The organism is Bacillus sp. AP8 (assembly GCF_000321185.1).
Lineage (GTDB): Bacteria > Bacillota > Bacilli > Bacillales > DSM-1321 > Bacillus_AD > Bacillus_AD massilioanorexius.
The window spans coordinates 19,061-35,962 of the sequence record NZ_CAPG01000011.1; the positions used below are offsets into that span (position 1 = coordinate 19,061).

Sequence of the window (16,902 nt, forward strand, 5' to 3'; positions counted from 1 at the left end):
TGTTCTTAATGAACGACCCGATTCTGCTAACAAATCATTTTTGGGTGAGCTAGAAGCTGCTTCATCAATTTTTTAGTCAATGATGCAGATCGTACTCGTAAGTGTAAATCAGGAGCAATTGTAATAGAGAATGCATTATTATCAATTGCTTTCTTTAATTCTGAAATGGTAGAACAGGTGTAGTCTAATATATTCACAACTGAGCCATATTGTAAATACTGATGCGTATCACTTCCTGCTACTATAGGAAGTTCTAGTTTTTCCGCAAAATCATACACTTTTTCTTGGTTGAGTTCAATACCTATTGAATGAAGATCTTTTCCATTTAGATCTAGTGCATCTAGTCTCTTCAACTGATTCGATTTATGTTGGGTCAGTGGAGTGCTAGGTCGAAATGGATGACCGCCAATTTTAATTACTTCAAATGATTCTGCTAGGCTCATCAAATCTGCAAAAGGGATAAGATTTGTTTCCTCAAGATGAGGCTTTAATTGCTCGAACATCGTTAAAATGGATTCTCGACGGCTTATCAATAATATATGACCTACTTCTTTTACATCGACTTCCATACCGGGGAAAATCTTTAGTCCTTCTACTTCATAGTAATCTTCTTGATAAGGAAAATGAGCATCTAAATAATGATAAACTTCTAAAAAATTCGAGGTGTTGAAATGCTCTGTTAAAGCAAAAGCATCTAGTCCAGATGCTTTTGCTTCTCTAACCATTTCTTGAAAATATGTTGGTGAGAAGTCCGATTTTTTTGAAATTTTAACATGTGTGTGAAAATCAATCTTCATTTGAAAAACTCCTTCATTATTAGTAATAGCTACCTGTCACATAAAGAACGGTCACATATAAAATGCTAGCAATAAGAAAAGCATAGTCATTTTGACCAATTCGGAGAGAAGCAAGCTTTAACTTTTTTACTTGTGGATTTTTAAAGGCATTTTTACTTCCTTTTGTTTCAAGTGCTTCCACTGTTGTACGAGCACGTTTTGCCGTGCTTAAGAGTAATGGATAAAAAGACATAACAGCTAATTTAATGAAATAGCTAGCCGATCGCCAGTACAATATGCCTTTCTTAGCTGGTGCTTTTCCTCTTAATCTGTACGACATGAAAACATGGTTATATTCTTCAAGTAGTAACGGTAGCATTCGGTAGCCATATGAAATGGAAAAAGCAACTTGGCCTGGTACGCCAATACTGAGTAATCCCACACTCAATTTCTCAGGACTCATGGAACAAAATACGGTAATGCTGGCTAATGAAATAACGGCAAGCTTAACCGTCAGCATTAACAACGGCTGTAGAATCGCTAAATCTCCTCCGAAAAACAGAGAAGCTATTAATAAATAGCCACCTTGACCGAGCAAACCAAGAATCAGAATCAGTAAAATCAACCGGCTTACCTTTGTCATGATTGTGGTTATAATCGTAGCTGCCAACAGGCCGAATAATATTACTTCATTATGAATAAACCATGGAGCAATTCCGAAAAAACCATACCAGATGAACAGTATACGAGGATCGAGCTTGGCAATAAATGTTTGATCATTTGCATACGCTGTGTTCATTAATTCGATTTTAATCTGTTCTACACTTAGCTTATCAATTATGCTTTTTGCGTAATCCATGAACGTTCCTCCTGATATAAATCAACAAATGATTCGATCGAATAAGCAGCTGATGAAAGGTGTAGCTTATGGCTTAGTTCTACAATCTGAGGAGGCACAATGCCAGCTCTCCTCATTAAAAGTAAATTTGAAAACAATCCTTCTTTATCACCATCATAAATGATTTCTCCATTGTTCATGACAATAACGCGTGTCGACCATTCACTCACCAATTGCATGTCATGTGTAGCAATCATAACCAATTCTGTATGATGCTCTAACTGATTGATAAATTGAGTCAGATGCTTACGTGTGGCGATATCGAGATTAGCTGTTGGTTCATCTAAGAGAATAATCGCTGGATCCATCGCTGCACCAATAGCGAGTGAAGCTCGACGCTGCTGACCTCCACTCATGAGACGGCTGTCTTTATGCTGTAAATCGGTTAAATTAAACAGTTCCAGTATGTGATCTACTTTTTGCTTATATCCCTTTCGATTGCGCGCTTTTAAGAAGAATTCCACATCTTTGCGGACGGAATCTTCAATAAACATTTGCTCCGGATTTTGATAAATATAGGTTACTTGATCTGCTAGTTGTTCAGGTGATTGGTTGCTCGTAGCTTTTCCCAACACATTCACAGTTCCTGATGCAGGCTTGCGGAATCCTGTTAATAGTCGCAATAATGTCGATTTTCCTGCTCCATTATTGCCCACAATCGCCACTTTTTCACCTTTATAAAAGGTTATATTAATATCCTGTAATATATGATGATAGGAGCGATCAACCGTTTTATAAGAAAATGCAACATCATGAAATGAAGCAACAGGCTCGCAATTACAGCCAAAATCCCTTTGATTAACCTGCGGTTCTTTTTGACGTACTTTTCTTACGAAATGATACTCTGCTTCACTCAATGTTGTTGGAAGAGAAGCTGTGTCACCAAGTACATAGGCCGCCTGTGTGCCTTGTGGTGGATAAATATGGTGCTCGGTTAATTCATCTACTGCAGTTAGAGCTTCTTTAACTGGTTTTTTCCATACTAATTGTCCTTTGTCTAGTAACAAAACAGAAGAACAATAATCGGCAATAAATTCAGTATGATGCTCAATTACAATAATGGTCTTATTATACTTTTCATGTAGTTTTTTGAGGACGTCATACATTTTTTTGGCATGATATGGATCGAGCTGGGCAATCGGTTCGTCCAAAACGATAATATCTGGATTTAGTGCCAAGCAGCCTGCCAGTGCAAGTAGGTGCTTTTGTCCGCCACTAAGTTGCCAGACAAATTCATTTTCCAAATGATCAAGCTCCACAAGCAGAAGCGCTTCACGAGCTCGTTCTTTATAATCTGCAAAGCCAAAATGAAGGGGAGCAAAAGCAGCATCCTCCAGTACTCTTGCTTGCACAAGCTGATTTTCAAAATCTTGATAGACATAACCGACATGCGCCGAAAGCTCTGCGACTGAACTCATCTCTACATTCAATCCATTGACAGTGGCTACTCCCTCAAAATCACCTGTGTAATAATGAGGAATAAGACCATTCATCAGTTTACACAATGTAGATTTTCCACTCCCATTACCACCAATGATAGCGAGAAACTCTCCTTGTTCTACCATCACGTTCATATTATGCAGTACGGGCTTTTTGTCATTAGGGTAAGTAAAGGTCACATTTTGAATGTCAATAACCGTATTCATGCTGCGTTTTTCCTTTCCTTTTTAGAGCGTGCAATAATTGTATAAATAACGATGGCTGAAATAATGACTGCCACACCAAGACTAATCCAAGTTAAAGCTGATTCAGAGTCTTCAGCGAATGATGCTTTCCATTCAAATATGTTCAAATTGGTTTCAGAAATGAACTCAAATCCGAATGCTGAAAATGCCAGAATGACGGAAGCAATCACAAGCTTTGGATGCAGAATTCCTCGGATAGAATGAACATTCTGCTGCGTGCGCGGTTTCATTCCAAGCAGAGGTTCAATTTTCCCATAGAGACGTGGCACAAGATACAAGGTAGGAAGCAAGGCAAATAAAATGCCAGAAAAGAAGACATCATTTAAGAATGCAAATCCTTCAACTACTACGACACTTTCTGGAAGACCAGCAATCGCTTCAAAATCATCTACACCAATCCATACTTTCCCAATATCAACCATCATGCTAATTAGCTGGTGAATCACAACGCCAGACATGGCCGCAATCCCTACTTGACTCTTGCTTTTCGGATTCGTAACCATAACTCCTGCAATATACATGGCGAGTGAGAATGATATGAACTTTTCCAGTTCACCAAAACCACCGAACTGGCCAAGCATTAATTCGCCAAAAATAACTTCTCCAAGGGCAGCTCCTACGGCGGCATATAACGGGTGAAACAAAATACAAAGAGTCAATGGAATAAAGGCAAAATACTCAATGGAAAACTCAACAGGTCCTAAGTAAATAGATGGAACTAGTTCAGTAATCATGTTCGACAAGCCATAAAGGGACATCGACAAAATAAAAATCATCATTTTTTGTGACTGGGTTAGCGTATCTTGTTTTTTCAAGGGAATACCTCCTTTAGTAATTTCACCTTCATTTTAGTGAACTAATATAAATTAGGCATACTATTCATGTAAATATAAGGTAAATTTTTTATCATTTTCTTTCATTTTGAAATTTTTTTATCAAAATATGATAGCATAATGGAAAAAAGGGATGAATGAAGTGTTTGATGTGCATAATTTATCGCAAAGTCAGATGAAAATTGCCCAATGGATATTACATAATGAATCAACCGTCATGATTGCTACAGAAAAAGATATAGCTCAGACTGTAGGAGTAAGTATTGCTTCTGTTTCACGCTTTTGGAGTACGATAGGTTTCAAAAACTTAAAAGCTTATAAGCATTATTTAAAAGAAAAACGTGAAATTACACCGGCTAAAAAAGTGCTAAACACCTTAAATGAGTTAGAGTATACGGATGTTCAAAGTCATCATTTAAATCGCAGCATTCATCATCTGCAAACTACACTGAATCATTTTCAGCTTGAGCAGTTTAAACAAACTATTTCTACGATTCGTCAGGCTAGCACTCTTTTTATTTATGCTCCAGGACCTTCTCTTAGCCTTGGAGAGCTAGCAAGCTATCGTTTACGACGTTATGGCATTAATGTACATCTAATTAGATGGATGGGAAGTGAAATGTTAGAGGAGCTAATCCATATTAATGAAGGATGTGCCGTACTTCTATTTAGTTTTGGTAGGCTGTTAAAAGAAGGTGAAGTGCTGTTAAAGCATGCGAATGAAAAACGTTGTAAAACAATAGTTGTCAGTGATCAGCTTGCACTTAATATTCCTATACCATTTGACCTTTTTTTATATGCAGATCGAGGAGGAAAAGAGGAGTTTCATTCGATGATTGCCCCACTCTTTTTAATGGAAAATTTAATTATTGAAATTGGAAAAGAGGAAAAGTCATTAACCTATATGGGAATCCTCGATGATACTCGTACAGCCTACAAAGAAGATCTTCCACGGTGAACCATTTTTTTAACGAATAAAATTATTAGCTGGATTCCAATGAAAAAGTAATGGAAGATAAATCAACAATAGAAAAGGAGACAGCATTATGTTTATGCTGTCTTTTAAAATGTTTTAAACAAAAGAAGTAGGTGTATGAAGGGGTCTGAATCTTTTAAAATGGAAAGGTTTAGATGTCATAGTTCTTTATTTTTTTATACTACTACATGTATAATCTTCAAAGAAAGGATATCTGGCCGTTGACAAGCAATTACTTTTTCAATGTTTAGCTTTGTTAGGAGCTCATTACCAAATGCGGTGACTATACTCCTCCAAGGCTTTTAGCTTGAAAGACATGTATTTTTAATTGACTGAATTTATACTTTTTTTATTTTGTTTAAACTCGAAATAAATAAATTTTTAGTTCAATTAAATGCTGTTTGCTGAGTCTTCAGGAAAATGTAGAAAATTAGATTACTAAAGGAGTTAGAAAGTTGAAAACAAAAAAGTTTACTTTAACTGCAATTTTTTTATCTATCATTTTATTTTGTGCTTTTACACCATTCGGCTTTATACATTTAGGGGTAATTAAAGCGACTTTAATACATATTCCAATAATTATAGCTTCTATTATTTTAGGGCCAAGAATTGGTGCTTTCTTAGGGCTTGTGTTTGGATTTACTAGTATTGCCATCAACACGATCAGTCCAACATTGTTATCCTTTGCTTTTTCACCAGCTATTCCTGTTTTAGGCACAAATCACGGAAGTTTTTGGGCGTTATTTATTGCAATTGTTCCAAGAGTAATAATTGGATTTATCCCTTATTACATGTTCAAAGCTTTTCTAAAAGTTATAGCAAAGAAAAAATCCAACTATCAAAAAACTGCTATATTTCTAGTTGGCTTATTTTCGACTTTTATTCATACATTTTTAGTCATGGGTTCTATTTCTTTCTTATTCCAAGATGCCTACGCCCAAGCTATTAATGCTACCAGCACGAGTGCTATTTATAAAGCTGTTTTAACAGTGTTTTTTACAAATGGAATTGCTGAAGCAGTCCTTGCTGGAATTGTTGCGATGGCTGTAGTTCCACCGTTATTGAAGTTATCGGAAAAATAAGATCTTAATAAGGAATGTGAGAATCTCGAATATTGTTAGTTTTAGAAGTCTTGACATTTCTAGATCTTGTCCAAAGGCAATTGGGCTATTCAAAAGATTTTTTATGCTAACAGGTTTTGGTTGGGTAGCCGCTGTAATAATCGCCTACTGACTAACATTCTATCAATAAATCGAAATATAATAAGTAAGAGGGCTATCGTTTTTGATAGTCCTTTTATTTTAATATTAATCACATTGCGGTAGAAGTGGGGTGTTTTGGAGAGGATTTAGCATGATAATCCTCCAAGATTTATATCGCATACTATCCTATTTTTGTTAATATAGAGATATAATCTCAAATGGGGATTTTAGGCAATAAGGGTTTTCAAATAGATAAAGTACATATTATGTCCCTTAAAGTTTTTCTACTCATCAGAAGAAGCAAGCGACTTTATACAAGTAAATGAAAGGAGGAGTTTGCAATGAAACTAACATCTCAACAATTTAAAAAGATTGGATTTTATATCACATTATTTGCTATGATAGGTTTTATCTCTTATGTTTTGGTTTTTAAAGCCGCTTATGTCCCTTTTGGATATAATGTGATTTCTCATGATAAAACGACAGTAGAATTACAATCTACTAGTATATTTGGAAAGAAGAAGAGTGAAACAGTTACTTTTACAAAAGAAGATGAATGGATCGAAGAGATTCTCATGGATGCGGTTAAACGACAGAAAGAACAATATTGGTTTCTGTTTACAGTTATCCCTTTCAGTCTTTGGATCTTAGTAAATTATATATGGAAAGGTAAAGGTATTTGGAAAGGAGTTATTAGAAGTAGCATCATCTTTTCTATTTTAGTATCTATCCTACCGCTTTGGCACACTATCTCTTTTATACGAGTATTAATATGATGAAATAAAAAAGCACTCATTAGAGTGCGAATGTTATGTTGTAAAAATCCAGTACTCTTTCTACAAAATAAAGCTCTACCTATTTCGAACAGAGGAATTTTCCATGCTATCTCAAAAACAACAGCCACTTATGAACACAAATTTTTATATATGCTGAGTTGTTACTTATATTTATACACCTTATAATTTAGTAGATATAATATAAAGGTGTTGATTTCAATAATGTTTAAATATACGATTTGTTTTGTGAAAAATAAAAATACTATATTAATGCTTAACAGAGAAAAGGCTCCAATTATGGGTGTTTGGAATGGAGTAGGTGGAAAGATTGAAAAAGGTGAAACACCTGATGAAGGTGCAATACGTGAAGTATTTGAGGAAACTGGGTTAAGGGTAGATACCTATACTTCTAAAGGAACTCTTTGCTGGGAAACTTCTAATGGTGAACTTGATGGAATTTATGTTTATCTATATGAAGTAAACGATGGATTAAAATTTGAAACACCCAAAAAAACACGAGAAGGTATTTTGGATTGGAAATCAATTGAATGGATCATAAATCCACGTAATCTTGGAATTGCGGAAAAGGTGTCTCGATACCTACCTATTTTTTTGAAGAAAGAAGGAAATTATTCATTAAAATACCAAGATGGTCAGATACATATTTTATAAAATGTTCAAGAGTTAGTAAGCAGAGTCGACATTTTTGACTCTGCTTTTTATTGGACTAAAGAAGTGGTTTTGTGGAAGAAGAAGGAAATGAGGGATGAGCTGTTTAATATATTTCTGATAATATAAAATATTTTTTCTGAATAAGGAGAGATTCATATGGCACTAAAAGTAGGAGATATTATTACGTTTGAACGGACTTTTACAGTGAAAGATGTTGAATTATTTACAGAAATCTCATGTGATGAAGGGATTCATCATATAACCCCAGATGAACAGGGAAGACTTGATAATATTAACTTGACAAGAGGGGAATTTTAGAAAAAACATATATTTATTAAGTTATATTTTGTTAATATTCGTGTTTTGTTTGTTGTAATCATATTTCTAACGTATTATTTTTCTCGGATATTGATGTGGTTTATAAAAAATGTTCGTGTTTTAGGCTTCTTTGGAAAATTGAACCTATTTGGGTTGGGTAAAGAAATATTACTTACATGTAATGTGCATGTGAGAAAATTCAGATACTCATCTTTTGAATATATTAATTATTATATTTAAATAATGAAAAAATTTTGGGGATTGTTTTCGTATATTTTTTTTCCGATGAATAAGTAGTGAATATAGGCTGAGTTGAATTTCGCTCCAGGATGCTCGCTTTCCGGGGGCTAACCTGTCCCGCTGCTCCCGTAGGATGTAATCATTATACAAAAAATGAAGGTCTTGCTTGGGATTCATACGAAACAGAATTCTTAAAGATAAGTCAGTTATATGAAAGTGGGTGATATGAGATCACTTTAAAACTAGATACCTACTATCGTATTCATATCAGTTATGGAGAAGTTATAGCGGTGATAACGGGTTACTTTATACTTACCAAAAGAAAGTCAACCCGTTTTGAATAAGTGAGAATTTTTGCTTATGGTTGACAGCACAAATGGCCTTCACCATTTTCAATCTTCTCTTTCAAACTATTTAATACTTCTGACCACGCCATCACATGCCAATCAAACGCTTCTTTCCAACTGTCATCTTTACCAAAACCAATATGATGAACTGTCACTTTGGTAATCCCATTTATTAATTCTTCAAATGTAACTTGAACTCTAGTTAAATTATTTTCATTATTCATCAAACTTTTAAAAGGGTCTGGAGCCTTCCAGGTAAAATGAAGTTCATTGTTTGTATCTATTTTTGTTACTTTACAACCTTTAGTATTCATTTCTTCTCTATTACCAGGAATGAAATAGAGTTCATATGAACCTCCTTCTCTCGCTTCAATGACTGATTCAGGAGCAAACCATTCTGAAACACGCTCAGAGACAGTCCATGCTAACCAGACTAGACCTTTTGGAGCGTTAATCTCAACCTGTGATTTTATAAATTTTTCATTCATTGTGTTTATCATTTTTTAAACCTCCTTTTAAATATTCAATTAGTTAGAGTGTAGCATATAAATGATGAAAATGTTATTTTTTTTCATAATATATAAGAGGTTTCTGATGCTAGACGCTAAAAATCAATTTGAGATGGGGTTATAATTGGTTTATAAAAGATTTATGAAATCAGATAGATGGGTTAGTTGAAGTTTTGATAGATAAAGAAAAACATATACGTGAAAATGTAATATCAACAGATAAATATTTAAAAATGGAGTGTAGCCACATAGGGGGAGTATTATGAACGAAAATAATCAAGAAAGAAAACGAATTAAGAAATATAAAAAGAATCCAGTAGCGAATTTATCGGACTCTGTTAATCAATCAATGATTGGGAATTTGGGAGCATCTGCAAAAGGTGGTTGTTTTACAAAAATAATTGCTTTAGTAATCATTATTAGCATTTTTCTAATACTGTCTTATTGTTCTAATTGAAAATAATCTTTCTTTTTTATTGGTACATATTTAAAAAACGGTTCACTAAATGGAAGGAGCTCTCTCTTGAGATGAAAAATGTCACTATCAACGAATAGTGTTTTTGTTAGGGTACTAAATGAGCATCTTAGCTTGGGTAGATTTTGATAAGGGAGGTAGGAGTATTTCAAAATGATTGTATTATGCAAAACAGAATTTTTGGATACAATAAAATAAAGAAGAGAAAAATTCTTTATTTTAACAAGCTCCATGTAAATTTATTTACATAATCAAGCATTATTTTACCTCTTTTTTCTTAAAATTAAGCCAACACAAAATTTGATGATTTACTACATTTAGATAAATTACGTTAACAAAACATTTATGCTGACAGACCTTATGAATAAGATGTATAATATAAATACCAAATATTGTATATTTTCTGAGTTGGATTTTATATGACCTAACTTTATGATCTCTTTTTTAATACGTAAATTTAGGAGGAAGTATGAAAAAAAATAATCCAAGAGTTTTTATAGGATCTTCTAGAGAAGCTTTGAAATATGTGTATGCCGTTCAAAAAGCTCTTAACTATGTTGCAGAAGTTACTCCATGGTCAGCCGGTGTATTTCAACCTCTTAGATATCCTATGGAAGATCTTGAAGCTCAGTTAGATAGAAGTGATTTTGCTGTGTTTATATGTTCTCCTGATGATTTTGTTAATATACGAGGTAAAAACTATGTTATGACTCGTGATAATACCTTGTTTGAAATGGGCCTATTCTGGGGAAAACTTAAGAGAGGAAGAGTGTTTTTTCTAATACCTCATAGTAGTGTTACTGATGATATTAGCGATCCAAATTCTACAAATTATCATTTACTCTCTGATTTTACAGGACTAAACCCTTTGACATATGATTTCGAGCGAGAAAATACGGATGCTGCAGTAAGTATTGCTTGTAGTGAAATAAGCAAAGTAATAACTGAATATGGTGCATTCGAAGATCCTAAGAAACTTTTAGAACTAGTAAGAATAAGACAAGCGGAAAGAGATGCAATCGCTATGTTTATTCTAAAGATAACAAAAGAACTTATTAGTTCAAATAATTCTAATCTATACCATGTATTAACGGATGCTCTACGTAGTGTGTATGCTATTTATCCAGATTTCAGTATTAATGGAGTCGGGGCGTGGAAAAAAACAAATTCTGAAGGATTGAAACATGTTTCTGGTAAAAAAGGGCAGGTGGATTTTTATCCCTTTAATATAAACCAGGGTAAAGATGACAATCATAAAGATCGAATACTTGTTATTGATTGTTTTAATAAAAGTGAAGAATTGATTCTTAAAACAGAAGATCATTTTGTGAAAACATATCTAATATGTTATCCTATACAAAATGATTTAGTCTTAACAGTTACAATTAATGGTTCAAGAGAGTTAAGCGAGGAAGAGATAAAGTTGTTGATTCCCATGAATAGTGAACTTATGAAGACTGTAAATGATCTATTAGGAGGTGCGTCTCAGTGACCAGAATTATAAATGTAGAAACAATAAGAAAACTAGTAACAGACGCAGAAATGAAAAAACTTAATGAATCTATTGTTTTACCTGAGAAGAATACATTAGCTAGAGCTTTAGTAAATGGAAAAGAAGCAAAAGGAACTGTCGTATTTAGAAAAAAAGCTAATTATGGGATTCCTTTTGAAAATAAAGCGTAACATAAGTAATCATGAATGTTAATAAACCTTGATTTCGGTAGAGTTCAAGGTTTTTTCTATTTGCATATTAAACCAAGATACCTAAAACAATGTCTTTCTATAGATAATTTGCGAATCTTTACAAATGAATACTAATACAGAATGATAAGGTGGAATGGTATAAAATTATGAATAATAGAAGGGTTAAAAAAGTAAAAGAACTAATTTTCGAAAAAAGTTTTTGGCAAAATGCTTGGACAGCGCCAAGTTTACTATTCGCTGCGACAACTGCTTTTCTTTCTTTTTTTGATATTTCATTTAAGACATCAATCTTTTGGATTTTAGTTAGTATTTCTTTTGTTTATATGGTTATATATACTTTTAGATCGACTAGCTTGGATTCTATTTCTTTAAATTTGGATGGTTCTACCTTTGAAATATCAGTTGGTGATATTTTTAATCAAGATCCGAATGATTATAAGGTTATAGCATTTAATGAGTTCTTTGATACTCTAGTGGACGATGATTTAATTTCTGAAAATTCTTTAAACGGACAATACATAATGAAAAAATATCCGAGAGAAGAGGATATTCAAAAATTCAATAATAAAGTATTGAAAGATCGTAGATTGCAAAAAAATATTAAGGAATATGAGGTTCAAAGAGAGCTTGGAGGCAATACGACAAGGTATGAACTAGGAAGTATTTTTAAAGATGACGATTATTTCCTTGTTGCATTTTCAAAATTTAATGAAAAGAATGAAGCAAATTTAAGATTAACAGAATATGCTACTTGTCTATTGAAATTTTGGACTGAAGTAAATGCATTATATAACCGAAGAACGGTGGTACTTCCATTATTAGGGGCAGGTATTACAAGACATAGAGATTTTTCTGCAACTAATCAAGAATTACTTGAGGTACTTATTTGGACTTTTAAAATTAGTAAAGTGAAATTTAAAGAACCTTCAAAAATAAAGATTGTTATTCAAGAAAATCAAAAAAAGGAGCTTAATTTTTATAAATTAAAAGAATTAGAGAAAAAAGGTGTATAGAAATGGGGCTATGTTGCTAGCGAGATAGGCTAAAGAAAATTCAATTATATCGATATAAAACACTCTATGATTAATAGGGTGTTTTTTTGATCATTTTTACTAATAATGATAGCTTAGTTTGTGGTTTTTCATTGACAAGAATATATTTCAAATAATAGTGCCACTATTATTTATGATAGGTCGTTGTTCTATAAAAGACATTAAACCAAATGGATGTAGAGTATTTTACGGATAATAAAAATAAGGGAGTTCAATAAATGATGAATATAGAGGCTGGTTGAGCGTAAGGTGCAAGACTCCTCTGAAAAGCGAACATCCTGTAGCCGAATTCAACTCTACCTATACACATTACTTATTCATAGGTAACAAAGTAGGAGAAAACAGCTTTTTTGAAAACATATCTTGAAGATTTCAGGTTTGATTATTGATCGATCCTTTCAAATAGATAAGAAACGCTTAGCAATTTTGATAAATCTAAAAAAACTAATTTCAATTGAAAACGTTGACAAAAACCTGTACGTATAGGTAAAATGTCGGTGTAACCTATACGTATAGCTATAAAACAAGGAGGTATTTTCAGTGGGGAAATATGCAAGTGAAGCAAAAGACTTACTTGAATATATTGGTGGAAAAGAAAATGTCGGTGCTGTTACACATTGTGCAACACGTATGCGATTTGTTTTGCAAGATCCATCATTAGCTAATAAAGAAAAAATTGAAAGTTTAAAGATTGTAAAAGGAGTATTTTCTCAAGCTGGGCAATTTCAAGTCATTATTGGTAATGATGTTTCTGTTTTTTATAACGATTTTGTAGAATTGTCAGGTGCTAATTCGGTTAGTAAAGAAGATGCGAAGCAAGCGGCCAAGAATAATATGAACTTTATTCAAAGATTGATGGCTAATTTAGCTGAAATCTTTGCACCAATTATTCCGGCGTTAATTGTTGGTGGATTAGTATTAGGTTTCAGAAATATTATTGGCGATGTAAAAATGTTCGAAGATGGAACGAAAACACTAGTTGAAATCTCACAATTTTGGGCTGGCCTGCATAGTTTTCTCTGGATCATTGGGGAAGCGATATTCCATTTCCTACCTGTAGGGGTTGTGTGGGCTGTTACTAAAAAAATGGGAACGTCTCAAATACTAGGTATAGTTTTAGGTATTACGTTGGTATCTCCTCAGTTATTGAATGCGTATGCAGTTGCTGGTGGTGGAGAAATACCAGTATGGGATTTTGGCTTTGTTCAAATTGATATGATTGGATATCAAGGACAAGTAATCCCAGCTATTTTAGCAGGGTTTGTTTTAGTGTATTTGGAAAGAGGACTTAGAAAAATCTGTCCATCATCTATTTCAATGATTATCGTTCCATTCTTTGCATTGATTCCTTCCGTGTTACTTGCTCATACAGTGTTAGGGCCAATTGGTTGGACTATTGGTGAGTGGATTTCTTCTGTTGTATATGCAGGTTTAACATCTACATTTGGTTGGTTATTTGCAGCTTTATTTGGTTTTGCATATGCACCGTTAGTCATCACTGGATTACATCATATGACAAATGCGATTGATCTTCAATTAATTGCTGAAATGGGTGGAACTTCACTTTGGCCGATGATTGCACTATCTAATATTGCTCAAGGTTCGGCTGTTCTTGCGATGGTGTTTTTACAACGTAAAGATAATGATGCGAAGCAAGTCAATGTACCTGCATGTATTTCAGCATATTTAGGTGTAACAGAACCAGCTTTATTTGGTGTCAACATGAAATATATGTTCCCATTCATTGCAGGAATGATTGGTTCAAGTGCAGCTGCGATTATTTCTGTTAGCAGCGGTGCAATGGCTAACTCAATTGGTGTTGGTGGAATTCCAGGTATTCTATCGATGCAGACAAGTAGTATGGGAAGTTTTGCGATTTCTATGGTTGTAGCAATCGTTATTCCGTTTGTACTAACGATGATTTTAGGAAGACGTAAATTACCAACATATCAACCAGTACAAAACTAACTAGGAATGAAAGTGAAGTGGATTTCGTGAAGAATTTAAAACAAAGCGTTGTTTATCAAATATACCCTCGTTCATTTAATGATTCCAATGGTGATGGTATCGGTGATTTACGAGGTGTTATCGAGAAGCTAGATTATTTACAGAAACTTGGCGTGGATTATATATGGTTAACTCCATTTTATATTTCACCACAAAAAGATAATGGCTATGATATTGCAGATTACTATAAGATTGATCCATTGTTTGGTGAGATGGCAGACTTTGAACAATTGGTTGAAGAAGCGAGTAAAAGAAATATCGATATTATGCTAGATATGGTTTTTAACCATACTTCAACAGAGCATGAATGGTTCAAAAAAGCGTTACAAGGAGAAGAAAAGTATAAAAACTTTTATATCCTGAAAGAAGGAAAAGAAGATAAGGAACCAACAAATTGGATTTCTAAATTTGGTGGGTCGGCATGGGAATATAGAGAAGAATTTCAAGAATACTATTTGCACTTATTCGATGTTACCCAGGGTGATTTGAATTGGGAGAACCCAGAAGTTAGAGAAGAAATTTATAAGGTGGTTAATTTCTGGTTAGATAAGGGAGTTAAAGGATTTAGACTAGATGTTATTAACTTAATCTCTAAGCCGGAAATTTTCGAAGATGATGAAGTAGGAGATGGCAGAAGATTTTATACAGATGGTCCGAAAATACATGAGTATTTAAAAGAGTTGAATGAAAAAACTTTTGGAAAGCATGAGGATGTCATCACTGTTGGAGAAATGTCATCAACAACAATCGATCATTGTATAAAGTATTCAAATCCAGAAGAAAAAGAGTTATCCATGGTATTTAACTTCCATCATTTAAAAGTTGATTATAAAAATCAAGATAAATGGACGTTAATGGATTTCGACTTTCCTATGTTAAAAGATATATTCAAAACATGGCAGGAAGGTATTCAAGAGGGGAATGGCTGGAGTGCGGTTTTCTGGTGTAATCACGATCAACCACGAATTGTTTCTCGATTTGGTAATGATCAGGAGTATCATAAAGAAAGTGCAAAGATGCTTGCGACAACTGTTCATATGATGAGAGGAACACCATATATTTATCAAGGTGAAGAATTCGGTATGCCTAATCCGCATTTCAACAGCATTGAACAATATAGAGATGTTGAATCGATCAATTATTATCATATTTTGAAAGAGCAAGGTGTGCCAGAGCAAGAAATACTCGAGATTTTGAAAAGCAAATCACGTGATAACTCTAGAACACCGATTCCATGGAATGATGAAGAAAATGCAGGCTTTACTACGGGAACACCGTGGATTTCACTTGGAGATTCAGCGAAAGAAATCAATGCAAAGAATGCACTAGAGGATTCGAACTCAGTCTTTTATTTCTATCAAAAGCTCATTTCTTTACGTAAGCAATACCCGATTATTGCAGAGGGCGATTTCCAAATGATTTTAGAGGCTCATGATAAGGTTATGGCTTATACAAGATCATTCGAAAATAAAATGTTGATTGTTATAAATAATTTCTATGGTGAAGACACTGAAGTACAATTGCCAAATGATTTAATAGAGCGTGTAGAAAATAGCTCTGTTTTAATTGGAAATTATGAAAGTACACCTGCATTAAGTTGTGAAATGACTCTTAAACCATATCAATCAATTGTATATTATGTAGGTTTAAATAATTAGAGATAATTCCTTTTTAAATAATTTATGATAGAATATTTACGGTGATAATAATGGATAAGAAATACGTAAATATTTATAATGATCTCGTTGATAAAATTGAAAACGAAGTGTATGTGGCTGATGATAAATTGCCATCTGAGAAAAGCTTAATGGATTATTACAGCGTTTCTCGTGATACAATTCGAAAATCATTAAATAAATTAGAGCAAAATGGCTATATTGCGAAAGTGAACGGCAAAGGTTCATTTGTATTAGATATTCAAAAATTCGACTTTCCTGTATCAAAGGTCGTGTCCTTCAAAGAATTGACAGACCAATTAGGTGATACCGTTACAACAGAAGTCAAAGGGTTGGATTGTAGTATTCCAAGTAAAAAGATAGCGAAGAAGTTAGGACTCCAATCTAATGAGAAAGTATGGACAATCATTAGAAAGAGAATCATTGATGGACAAAAAATTATTTTGGATAAAGATTATATTCCAGAGAAGTTTGTTGGTCAGCTAACAGAAGAGATTTGTCAGGATTCCCTTTATAGCTATATTGAAGGTGAGTTGGGATACAAAATTGCCTACGCTCGAAAAGAAATTACTGTTCAAATGGCTAATGATGAAGATAAGATGTCTTTAGATATGAAAGAATTCGATATGATTGTTGTTATTAAAAGTTACACATACTTAGACGATACTAGTCTTTTTCAATTCACAGAGTCAAGACACAGACCAGATAAATTTAAGTTTGTTGACTTTGCTAGAAGGTAACAAGAGAAACTATTAG

Annotated in this window: 17 protein-coding genes; 12 read left to right on the plus strand and 5 right to left on the minus strand. The window is 33.5% G+C overall.

What is annotated here, in order from left to right; genetic code table 11:
* Positions 1-26: 26 nt before the first annotated feature.
* From BN349_RS01915 to BN349_RS01930, 4 genes are read right to left on the minus strand one after another with little or no spacing between them, the layout of a single operon-like run.
* Entirely contained in the window at positions 27-797 is a 771-nt protein-coding gene (locus BN349_RS01915; protein WP_019240582.1) for a PHP domain-containing protein, read from the minus strand.
* A 19-nt stretch (positions 798-816) separates the two neighbouring features.
* Positions 817-1,635, minus strand: coding sequence for an energy-coupling factor transporter transmembrane component T family protein (locus tag BN349_RS01920; RefSeq protein ID WP_019240583.1), 819 nt, complete (start codon positions 1,633-1,635; stop codon positions 817-819).
* On the minus strand, positions 1,614-3,320 hold the full coding sequence (locus BN349_RS01925; RefSeq protein ID WP_019240584.1) for an ABC transporter ATP-binding protein: 1,707 nt from the start codon (positions 3,318-3,320) through the stop codon (positions 1,614-1,616). Before BN349_RS01925 ends, BN349_RS01920 begins: the two co-directional genes overlap by 22 nt.
* Positions 3,317-4,138, minus strand: coding sequence for a hypothetical protein (locus tag BN349_RS01930; protein ID WP_051024180.1), 822 nt, complete (start codon positions 4,136-4,138; stop codon positions 3,317-3,319). Before BN349_RS01930 ends, BN349_RS01925 begins: the two co-directional genes overlap by 4 nt.
* A 187-nt stretch (positions 4,139-4,325) precedes the next feature.
* Here BN349_RS01930 and BN349_RS01935 point away from each other — a divergent pair, with 187 nt between their 5' ends.
* The 5 genes from BN349_RS01935 (at position 4,326) to BN349_RS26070 (ending at position 8,136) form a co-directional block, all read left to right on the plus strand.
* On the plus strand, positions 4,326-5,150 hold the full coding sequence (locus BN349_RS01935; RefSeq protein ID WP_019240586.1) for a MurR/RpiR family transcriptional regulator: 825 nt from the start codon (positions 4,326-4,328) through the stop codon (positions 5,148-5,150).
* 473 nt (positions 5,151-5,623) lie between these two features.
* Complete coding sequence (locus BN349_RS01940; protein ID WP_019240587.1) at positions 5,624-6,250, plus strand: ECF transporter S component; 627 nt, start codon at positions 5,624-5,626, stop codon at positions 6,248-6,250.
* 461 nt (positions 6,251-6,711) lie between these two features.
* A complete protein-coding gene (locus tag BN349_RS01945) occupies positions 6,712-7,146 on the plus strand; it encodes a hypothetical protein (RefSeq protein ID WP_019240588.1) in 435 nt (144 codons plus the stop codon).
* A gap of 222 nt (positions 7,147-7,368) precedes the next feature.
* Positions 7,369-7,818: an NUDIX hydrolase gene (locus BN349_RS01950; protein ID WP_019240589.1), complete on the plus strand. Its 450-nt coding sequence runs from the start codon at positions 7,369-7,371 to the stop codon at positions 7,816-7,818.
* Between the two features lie 156 nt (positions 7,819-7,974).
* The gene (locus BN349_RS26070) at positions 7,975-8,136 is read left to right on the plus strand and encodes a hypothetical protein (protein WP_019240590.1); all 162 of its coding nucleotides are present in this window, start codon (positions 7,975-7,977) and stop codon (positions 8,134-8,136) included.
* Between the two features lie 598 nt (positions 8,137-8,734).
* On the opposite strand, the gene BN349_RS01960 is transcribed toward BN349_RS26070, so the two are convergent.
* Positions 8,735-9,223, minus strand: coding sequence for an SRPBCC family protein (locus tag BN349_RS01960; protein WP_019240591.1), 489 nt, complete (start codon positions 9,221-9,223; stop codon positions 8,735-8,737).
* 271 nt (positions 9,224-9,494) lie between these two features.
* On the opposite strand from BN349_RS01960, the gene BN349_RS01965 reads away from it, so the two are divergent.
* From BN349_RS01965 to treR, 7 genes are all read left to right on the plus strand, one after another.
* On the plus strand, positions 9,495-9,689 hold the full coding sequence (locus BN349_RS01965) for a DUF6366 family protein (protein ID WP_019240592.1): 195 nt from the start codon (positions 9,495-9,497) through the stop codon (positions 9,687-9,689).
* Positions 9,690-10,176: 487 nt separating this feature from the next.
* The gene (locus BN349_RS01975; protein ID WP_019240594.1) at positions 10,177-11,199 is read left to right on the plus strand and encodes a nucleotide-binding protein; all 1,023 of its coding nucleotides are present in this window, start codon (positions 10,177-10,179) and stop codon (positions 11,197-11,199) included.
* Positions 11,196-11,390 (plus strand): hypothetical protein, encoded by a 195-nt coding sequence (locus BN349_RS01980; protein WP_019240595.1) that lies wholly within the window; start codon positions 11,196-11,198, stop codon positions 11,388-11,390. The genes BN349_RS01975 and BN349_RS01980 overlap by 4 nt, the downstream gene beginning before the upstream one ends.
* 167 nt (positions 11,391-11,557) lie before the next feature.
* Positions 11,558-12,424 (plus strand): macro domain-containing protein, encoded by an 867-nt coding sequence (locus tag BN349_RS01985; protein ID WP_019240596.1) that lies wholly within the window; start codon positions 11,558-11,560, stop codon positions 12,422-12,424.
* A 579-nt stretch (positions 12,425-13,003) separates the two neighbouring features.
* Entirely contained in the window at positions 13,004-14,431 is a 1,428-nt protein-coding gene (treP, locus tag BN349_RS01990; protein WP_019240597.1) for a PTS system trehalose-specific EIIBC component, read from the plus strand.
* A gap of 26 nt (positions 14,432-14,457) precedes the next feature.
* Positions 14,458-16,128, plus strand: a complete 1,671-nt coding sequence (gene treC / locus BN349_RS01995) for an alpha,alpha-phosphotrehalase (RefSeq protein WP_019240598.1) — start codon at positions 14,458-14,460, stop codon at positions 16,126-16,128.
* A gap of 47 nt (positions 16,129-16,175) precedes the next feature.
* The gene (gene treR, locus BN349_RS02000; protein ID WP_198286483.1) at positions 16,176-16,886 is read left to right on the plus strand and encodes a trehalose operon repressor; all 711 of its coding nucleotides are present in this window, start codon (positions 16,176-16,178) and stop codon (positions 16,884-16,886) included.
* Positions 16,887-16,902: the final 16 nt, after the last annotated feature.

Excerpts from the sequence above, each read along its gene's own strand:
- BN349_RS01935 (WP_019240586.1), top strand. The coding sequence starts at position 4,326 with ATGAATGAAGTGTTTGATGTGCATAATTTATCGCAAAGTCAGATGAAA.
- BN349_RS26070 (WP_019240590.1), top strand. The coding sequence starts at position 7,975 with ATGGCACTAAAAGTAGGAGATATTATTACGTTTGAACGGACTTTTACA.
- BN349_RS01950 (WP_019240589.1), top strand. The coding sequence starts at position 7,369 with ATGTTTAAATATACGATTTGTTTTGTGAAAAATAAAAATACTATATTA.
- BN349_RS01920 (WP_019240583.1), bottom strand. The coding sequence starts at position 1,635 with ATGGATTACGCAAAAAGCATAATTGATAAGCTAAGTGTAGAACAGATT.
- BN349_RS01985 (WP_019240596.1), top strand. The coding sequence starts at position 11,558 with ATGAATAATAGAAGGGTTAAAAAAGTAAAAGAACTAATTTTCGAAAAA.
- BN349_RS01915 (WP_019240582.1), bottom strand. The coding sequence starts at position 797 with ATGAAGATTGATTTTCACACACATGTTAAAATTTCAAAAAAATCGGAC.
- BN349_RS01960 (WP_019240591.1), bottom strand. The coding sequence starts at position 9,223 with ATGATAAACACAATGAATGAAAAATTTATAAAATCACAGGTTGAGATT.
- BN349_RS01965 (WP_019240592.1), top strand. The coding sequence starts at position 9,495 with ATGAACGAAAATAATCAAGAAAGAAAACGAATTAAGAAATATAAAAAG.
- BN349_RS01930 (WP_051024180.1), bottom strand. The coding sequence starts at position 4,138 with ATGATGATTTTTATTTTGTCGATGTCCCTTTATGGCTTGTCGAACATG.
- BN349_RS01975 (WP_019240594.1), top strand. The coding sequence starts at position 10,177 with ATGAAAAAAAATAATCCAAGAGTTTTTATAGGATCTTCTAGAGAAGCT.
- BN349_RS01945 (WP_019240588.1), top strand. The coding sequence starts at position 6,712 with ATGAAACTAACATCTCAACAATTTAAAAAGATTGGATTTTATATCACA.
- BN349_RS01925 (WP_019240584.1), bottom strand. The coding sequence starts at position 3,320 with ATGAATACGGTTATTGACATTCAAAATGTGACCTTTACTTACCCTAAT.